At 56.3% G+C, this 6,577-nt stretch carries 12 protein-coding genes and 3 pseudogenes; all 15 read right to left on the bottom strand.

Annotated elements, in window-relative coordinates:
- Positions 1-42: 42 nt before the first annotated feature.
- Positions 43-756 (bottom strand): annotated as a pseudogene (locus ACTBDU_RS15680) (transposase); the annotation flags it as partial.
- Between the two features lie 67 nt (positions 757-823).
- Complete coding sequence (locus tag ACTBDU_RS15675; protein WP_438807114.1) at positions 824-1,171, bottom strand: hypothetical protein; 348 nt, start codon at positions 1,169-1,171, stop codon at positions 824-826.
- A gap of 2 nt (positions 1,172-1,173) precedes the next feature.
- A pseudogene (locus ACTBDU_RS15670) lies at positions 1,174-1,812 on the bottom strand (phage tail protein); the annotation flags it as partial.
- Between the two features lie 246 nt (positions 1,813-2,058).
- Positions 2,059-2,205, bottom strand: a complete 147-nt coding sequence (locus tag ACTBDU_RS15665) for a hypothetical protein (RefSeq protein ID WP_438807113.1) — start codon at positions 2,203-2,205, stop codon at positions 2,059-2,061.
- 68 nt (positions 2,206-2,273) lie between these two features.
- Positions 2,274-2,684 (bottom strand): tail fiber domain-containing protein, encoded by a 411-nt coding sequence (locus ACTBDU_RS15660; RefSeq protein WP_438807112.1) that lies wholly within the window; start codon positions 2,682-2,684, stop codon positions 2,274-2,276.
- The gene (locus tag ACTBDU_RS15655; protein WP_438807111.1) at positions 2,674-3,222 is read right to left on the bottom strand and encodes a hypothetical protein; all 549 of its coding nucleotides are present in this window, start codon (positions 3,220-3,222) and stop codon (positions 2,674-2,676) included. Before ACTBDU_RS15655 ends, ACTBDU_RS15660 begins: the two co-directional genes overlap by 11 nt.
- Entirely contained in the window at positions 3,219-3,416 is a 198-nt protein-coding gene (locus ACTBDU_RS15650; protein WP_438807110.1) for a hypothetical protein, read from the bottom strand. The genes ACTBDU_RS15655 and ACTBDU_RS15650 overlap by 4 nt, the downstream gene beginning before the upstream one ends.
- Before the next feature lie 99 nt (positions 3,417-3,515).
- A complete protein-coding gene (locus ACTBDU_RS15645; RefSeq protein WP_438807109.1) occupies positions 3,516-3,806 on the bottom strand; it encodes a putative phage tail protein in 291 nt (96 codons plus the stop codon).
- Positions 3,803-4,045, bottom strand: coding sequence for a hypothetical protein (locus ACTBDU_RS15640; RefSeq protein ID WP_438807108.1), 243 nt, complete (start codon positions 4,043-4,045; stop codon positions 3,803-3,805). The genes ACTBDU_RS15645 and ACTBDU_RS15640 overlap by 4 nt, the downstream gene beginning before the upstream one ends.
- Before the next feature lie 25 nt (positions 4,046-4,070).
- Positions 4,071-4,190: a baseplate J/gp47 family protein gene (locus ACTBDU_RS15635; protein ID WP_438807107.1), complete on the bottom strand. Its 120-nt coding sequence runs from the start codon at positions 4,188-4,190 to the stop codon at positions 4,071-4,073.
- On the bottom strand, positions 4,174-4,698 hold the full coding sequence (locus ACTBDU_RS15630) for a baseplate J/gp47 family protein (protein WP_438807106.1): 525 nt from the start codon (positions 4,696-4,698) through the stop codon (positions 4,174-4,176). The genes ACTBDU_RS15635 and ACTBDU_RS15630 overlap by 17 nt, the downstream gene beginning before the upstream one ends.
- Before the next feature lie 192 nt (positions 4,699-4,890).
- Positions 4,891-5,037, bottom strand: coding sequence for a hypothetical protein (locus ACTBDU_RS15625; protein WP_438807105.1), 147 nt, complete (start codon positions 5,035-5,037; stop codon positions 4,891-4,893).
- A gap of 298 nt (positions 5,038-5,335) precedes the next feature.
- Positions 5,336-5,947 (bottom strand): phage baseplate assembly protein domain-containing protein, encoded by a 612-nt coding sequence (locus ACTBDU_RS15620; protein ID WP_438807104.1) that lies wholly within the window; start codon positions 5,945-5,947, stop codon positions 5,336-5,338.
- A 48-nt stretch (positions 5,948-5,995) separates the two neighbouring features.
- Positions 5,996-6,205, bottom strand: a complete 210-nt coding sequence (locus tag ACTBDU_RS15615) for a hypothetical protein (protein ID WP_438807115.1) — start codon at positions 6,203-6,205, stop codon at positions 5,996-5,998.
- A gap of 46 nt (positions 6,206-6,251) precedes the next feature.
- Positions 6,252-6,326 (bottom strand): annotated as a pseudogene (locus ACTBDU_RS15610) (hypothetical protein); the annotation flags it as partial.
- Between the last annotated feature and the right edge of the window lie 251 nt (positions 6,327-6,577).

The following is a 6,577-nucleotide window of genomic DNA, read 5'->3' as shown; positions in this document are numbered from 1 at the left end:
CCACCGGTTTCCTCGCGAACAGATAAGAACAACCGCAAGTTATGCCCAGCGTTTCCCGGTCCAAATATACGTCGCCTCGCCGCATCATACCTGCTTTGCCTCCGTTACAGCGAACTGGCGCTCAAGATAATTCGGGATCGCAACATGCTCCTGACTGCCACGCTTATACCTGTGCGTCGGCTGCTGACAACTGACCAGCCCAGCTCTTTCATGGGCCTGCCTGCGAGCCAGCGCCCCATCCGGAAGCCTCTCTGGGTTGCCATGGTGGCGATACTTCTCGCGCCAGCTGCATCATGGCTGATACTGTGTAGTTCATGAACCTGACTGCGCAATACCGTTCGCCTGCCGTCTGGCCTGTCAGGACGACTTTTCCAGTATTTGTAACTGCTGCGATGAACTCTGAACACGTTGCAGAGTGTGGCCACAGGATAATGCGCTCTGAGTTTCCCGATTAACGAGAACTGTTCAGGGAGTCTGACATCAAGAGCGCTGTAGCCTTTTTTAATATTTCATTTTTCCATTTTAATGCGTTGTACTTTCTTCTTGAGCTCACGTATTTCGATTTATTCCGGGGTTATGGGAGAGGCTTTTGGCGTTTCCCCCTGTCGCTCATCACGCAGTTGTTTTACCCATTTCGTCATCGTAGAAATGGCCGACGTCCATGGCTTTTGCTGCTTGCGCGGCGGTGTAATTTTGGTCGAAAACTAGTTGAGCGGATTCGCGTTTGAATCCAGGACTAAAATTTTTTCTTTTTATTGGTGCACCCGTATTGTTCTGAGGTGAGCATATCAGCTCTGTTCAGGTAACCAAATTCAGTGTGCCACTACAATCCAAGCGAGACCATCCCATTTGAAAAAATCACCCCTGGGGCTAACGGCGTCGTGTTATTAGGAACTGCTCCAAGAGCGTCTATTTTTATAGCTTGTCCTGTTTTTATACAATATACCACTTGTCCTCGGTGGTCTTCCACCTGATGCCACTTATTTTCTTTCTCACTAAAAACCAAGCAAAAATCATCTTTTTTTTCTGGTGGCTCAATGTCTGTACAGTAAGCTGGTAATCCTATACCAGGGGGGAGCCATGCGTTGCCTTTGCCAATGAATTCTTTTGTATCAGCAAGATAATTAAATACAGTAATGATTTTTGCGATGTCTGACGGATTAAAATCCATGATTAAGCTAGACTCACGATATAATTAAAATCGATATTTTTAATCGTGTTTTCACTATTTCCCGTTGGCGTGATTGAAACGACATGCCCGTGTAAGCCAATAGCGACAGTATGTGAATGAGCACCTATGCCAACAATATGATTGTGTGCGCCTATTCCAACAGAGTGAGTATGCCCACCGGCGCTATGCGTGGTTTTATTGTAATCACCATAAGAAACCTGAGCATCCACGCAATGAATCCAAGTACTGTCGCCACTTGCTTACGCTTTAGCGGTATAGTTATGCGTATGATCGCCATTATGGCTGCTGGTCTTTGTGCCATAATCAAAAACGCTAGTTTCTTTAATAGTCATGGTCAAAAATACTGGTATTTTTTATGCCTAAATCCGTATCTGATACCACAGCTCCGTGACTGTGAGATTTGACGCCATCCTACTCTTGACTCAGGATTGAGCGCCCGTTTCCGGCTTGCCTTTGATCATCCAGCCACGCATATCAGGAATGATCCCTGATGGGTATGCTATTGCCAATTTCGGATATTTACTTTTATCAAATGTCTGTCCCTGCATCAGGGCATAACCTGCAGGAATGTTATCTGACGGCCAGGCGATAGGGGCACCGACAGGCAGGATACTGGCACTGGTCTCTGCCGCAATACTTGTTGCAATGTCTTTAATTGCCGTCAGTAGCTGTACCGACTGGCTGCCATCGGGCTTCATGCCCACCTCAGCCAGAATATTCTTATGCTCCGTCTGGGTGTCAATCATCGCCCCCTGCATGGCATTCAGCCATTTGGCGTGCACCACCGTCCCCTCAGCACCGGTAGACGGGTCGCCATCATGGAACAGGCCATCGGCAGTGTCGATTGGCGAAATAATCTCTTTCATTTAGGGTGTCTCCCCGTCATTATCCATATTCTGAGTCTGTGCCGGTGATTCGGCTACGTCCAGCGCTGAGCGCATTACGGTTTTCAGTGCCTCAATCTCTGCCTGCTGCGCTTTCACTTTCGCGGACAGGTTTTTTATTGCTTCCATCAGCAAGGCGGATATGCTGCCATAGGCGACGGCTTTTACATTCTTGACAACCGTGCCATCACACCCGCCTAGCGATGTTCGGCAAGGACATACGTATAGCCCGTCAGCGTTTCGACTTTTGCAAGGCCATTTTCTATTTTCGCAATATCGCTTTTTATCCGCCGGTCCGAGTTATTTTGCCAGTGCCTCTGCATGGCATAAGCGCTACCGTCATCCTTAAAAACGAACCACTTAATGTTACCGCCACCGCGATTAATAATAAGGCGATGTTCATAATGACTGCTCACCACATCGGCACCGTAAAATTCCGTGCTCATGGGATTGCCTGGATAAGGGTAATAGCGGCATTCACCTGAACGTGTCTCGTTGCCGCTTTGCCCCCGGCCATAAAAATGGAGAATATCCGTGAGATGGCCGCCACCGGATAGCGAGACGGCTTTGCCAAAGATCGCTCCGCCACTGGCGCGGTCAGTTTTCACCCACTTCAAGGTCTTGTACCCAATGCAGGCGCTGGGTATTCCATTCGCCGGTTTTGACATTGTTGATGTACAGCGCCACGCCGCCTTTGCCATTGGCAATCAGCCCTGAATCGCTGTCGCCGACATTGACCGAATGGGTGATCTGCAGACTGCCGTTAACCGTGCCACCGGTACGTTTGTCCAGTGCGTTTTGTGCCTGGCCAACGGTATTTTTTAACCACAGATTGACCACGAACGCCGCCTTATCCGGGATGTCCACGCCGTTGTTTTTCCTGAGCAGGCTGCGTTTTTCATTCTCCTGCCGGGCTTGCGCAATCAGCCCCTTGATGGCCTCGGCCAACTGGTTATGTTGCGCCGGGTTGGGCTGCATTCCGGCGGCCGTCAGAATATTTCTCTGCTCGGTCTGGGTATCGATGACCGCCCCCTGCATGGCGTCCAGCCACTGGGCGTAGACCACGGTCCCCCTGACGTCGCCGGCCGGCGCGCCGTCATGAAATAGCCCGTTCTCGCTGCCACTCGCCGCGATAATATCCTTCATGGGCGCGTTTTCTCCCTGTAGTTAAACACCACTTGGGTGTGCGCGGGTTTCAGGTCCTTAAACAGCCCTTCAATCAGGTTCTGCCCAAAGGTCAGCAGCTTTTCCCCGGCCACCGAGCCACTGGCGCGGAAGCGGTAGACAGGCACCTGTGCGTTATCGATATTGACTATCCACAGCCAGATAATCTCCGGCACCCAGATACGCTCGCCGGCTCGGCCAATGCCGGCGCGGAACGGCTCCGACTCGTCGATGGTAACGCGGTAACCCCGCGATTTGGCCGAGCTGATAAAGTATTACCGGCTCAGGCCGCCAGTGGCGTTAATCCTGGTCAGTACCTGCTGGCGACGTTGCTGTAGCGTCATGCTGCTGTCGGGGAAAATTCCCAACATCCGCTTCCAGTCGACCAGCAGCCCGACTGCCAGAAAAAGCGTGATACCGTCAGCCACTTCGCCGGCGCAGATTTCCAGCTGTGCCAGGCTCTTCCCCTCGACCTGCAGTTCGACACCGAGTCGCTTGCCGGTTAGCGCATAGCTTTTCGGTAGCAGCAAGGTATTGAGCAGCTGCGCGTAATCGCGGCTGTTCATGGCATTTTTTCTACTGTGATGGTGCCTGCGCGTATCCACTGCACGGTCTGCTTGTTCACCACCGGCACCAGATTGGCGCTGGGGGCAAGCAACTGATAGTCCACCACGCCGTCCACCTCGGATATCAGCGCCCCCAGCTGGGTTCTGACCGCCACCTCACTGGGGGCCAGGCGGTTAAAATAGTCACTGAGCGCGGCCGTAATCTGTTTGCGCGCGGCCTCCAGCGTCAGATTGCTCATGCTGACCTGGCCGTGATACCGGCTTTCACCACCTCGGGGGCGGTACCAGACAGTTTTTCGCGGTGGCCGGGCGCATCTCGTCAAGGTAGCGCTGCACCGCCTTAAGCGTCTCCGGCGACGGCAGGTCGTTATGGGTGACTATCACCACATCCACCCGTACCGTAGCCCCGGCGCAGCGGGTAGATATGGGCTTCGGTGACGCCGGGCAGGGACACCGCCCAGCGATGGTAATCGTATTGATTGCCGCGCGCCGGCGGACGGCGTATCACCTCCAGCAGACGTGCCAGCAGGGCGGCGTTGGATTCGGCCTCGCTGCCGCCGACCATGCGGGCGATAATGACGTTGCTGTCAACACCGGCTGGGGTTATCAGCAGCGTCACCGGCGTATTGTCCGCCAGATTGCCCTGGGTACTGCTTTGCAGCGCGCGGGCGGGCAATCTCAGGCTACCCGTTGTGTCTATCGTGCCCGGCGCGGTGGTCTGGTAGCGCTGACGGCTGCCGGTGGGACGCAATTGCAGTAGGCCGGTAATGTTTGCGCCGGGGTTGCCGGTCAGGCGTACTTCGCCGCCGGCCGGGGTAGCTGCTTTCGAGGTCAGGTTGCGCGTGCGGGCGTGCATTACCAGATAGTCATGGTCGGCGGTGTCCGGGAACATTTGCCGCACTATCCACAGCTGGTGCGGTATAGCCCCTGCAGCGCGCTGGCAATGGCGTTCGCGCGCACCGTGTCCGTGTAGTCACTGTCGGGACCGGTATCGGCGTCCGGCAACTGGTTGCGGATATCGTGCAAGAGTGTGTCGGTAATCTCGGTATGGGTGGCGGCGCTGAGCGCCGTGGTGATATTCCGTTTAAATGACCTTTACCGGGTGAGTAATGGTTTGCAAATTGCCGTTGGCGGCCACGACGTCGATATGCAGCCGCAGGTCACCTTGTGCCGGACGGCTGACTCGGACGTCAATGCGGCGGGCACGGTTATCGGCCAGCAGTGGTTGCAATGCCTGTTCGGCATATTGCGGGCCAGTCGCCGGGTGGCGGTCGAGTCTTTGGCCCGCGCCAATTCGTGCAAACGTGGCCCCAGCTGTGGGTCAGCCCAATATTGCCCGCGCGGCGTCATCAGGCGTAGGTAGAACGCGTTATGCAGGTCAGTGGTGCGAGTGCCGGTGTAATCACCGGTCTGGCTGTCAATCAGTGCGTCCATGGCGTCAGGGTAAAGTAAGCGACGGTGCGGGAGGAGTGACGCGGGCGTAGAGGGTAACTGGTACGGTGGTGTGCGTCGCGAGCCGCGACGCTATCTTACCCGTTAACCGGTCCGTCAGACAGCCCGGAAGGTGTCGGGTGCCTGTGTCCACTTTGCCGGATGCCGTTGATTTTTACCTCGGCGCTGCGCAGGGGCCCGCCCTGGTGCTCAATATCCCCCGCAAAGCGCGCCACCGCGCCGTCGCCGCCGTTAATCGTCATACCGCCGTGGCCGCTGATAGGCCTCTCGGCGGTCAGTGCCTGTGAGGTTGACAGCATCGGCGTCTCGCTGCCGGCGCGCTCTTCGGCCTGAACCTGATAGCGTTTGCATTTAACCCGATACTCGTCGTATTCCACCTCGATAATTCTTTCGCGCCAGATAACGATTTTGGCACCTTCGTCACTGTAGAGCGCCACCTCACCGTTTGCCAGCCCTTGCAGCCGGTAGTAGGTGTTGTGTTCGGTGGCAATCACGATACTATGGCGGGTACGGCCGCCCACCGGCAACACCACCGCCATGGTGGCGGCGGCGGCCCCAAAGGTCAGGCCGTAGTGCTGGAACAGCTTTACGTCCGGCGTATTCTCCCCGGCCAGTCCCGAGACCTGGGCGGTCTGGACGCCGCCGGTGAGCGTCATGCGACTCAATACCGCGCGGTAGGGCAGACGCAAGCCGCCCAGGGCACGGCGAATACGGTGGTCGATGTGTGTGCTATCAGGTCAGCCATCTATCTGCTCCCAGCTTTGCCATAACGTTTTTGCACCTTTTTGGCCCTTGACCTTGCTCACCCGTTTGCTTCCGGGCAGCGCATCTGGCAACCAGACGCCATTTTCGCGCAGCGTCAGCAGCGTCAGCAGCGTCAGCAGGGTCTGCAGAGGCAGGCCGCGCCCGCCTCTGAAACGTCGGTGCATCAGGTAAAATGCCGTCAAGACCGTGTGGCTCGCTCTTTATCCGTACCCGCTGGCCCGGTGCCCACAGCTGGTCTGTGGCGGTACGCCGCCCGCGCACCACGGCGGTGATAAGCAGACCGTTAAGCCTGGCGCCCACCATCAGCTTGCGGGCGCGAAAATGCACCTCCTCATCGCTGTCGGTATCACCCCCCCACCGCCACCAGGGGTCGATAAAGCGGAACGGTCTTATCTTTCACCTGGCTGCGACGGTCAGGGCGGCCGTCGGCCCGTGCGCCCACCCTGACCTCCGGCGGCAGACGGGCCTGGCTTAGCCCGACGGTGAACGGCCCAGCCGCCGCCGGGGTTAGCAGGTCGGCGTCTACTTCAATATTTAGCCGTCATCATGGGCTA

Origin of the sequence: Sodalis sp. (in: enterobacteria), from assembly GCF_051710625.1 — a bacterium.
Taxonomy (GTDB): domain Bacteria; phylum Pseudomonadota; class Gammaproteobacteria; order Enterobacterales; family Enterobacteriaceae; genus JBPESN01.
Note: the sequence above shows the minus strand (reverse complement) of the source record. Positions and strands in the feature narration are given on the sequence as shown.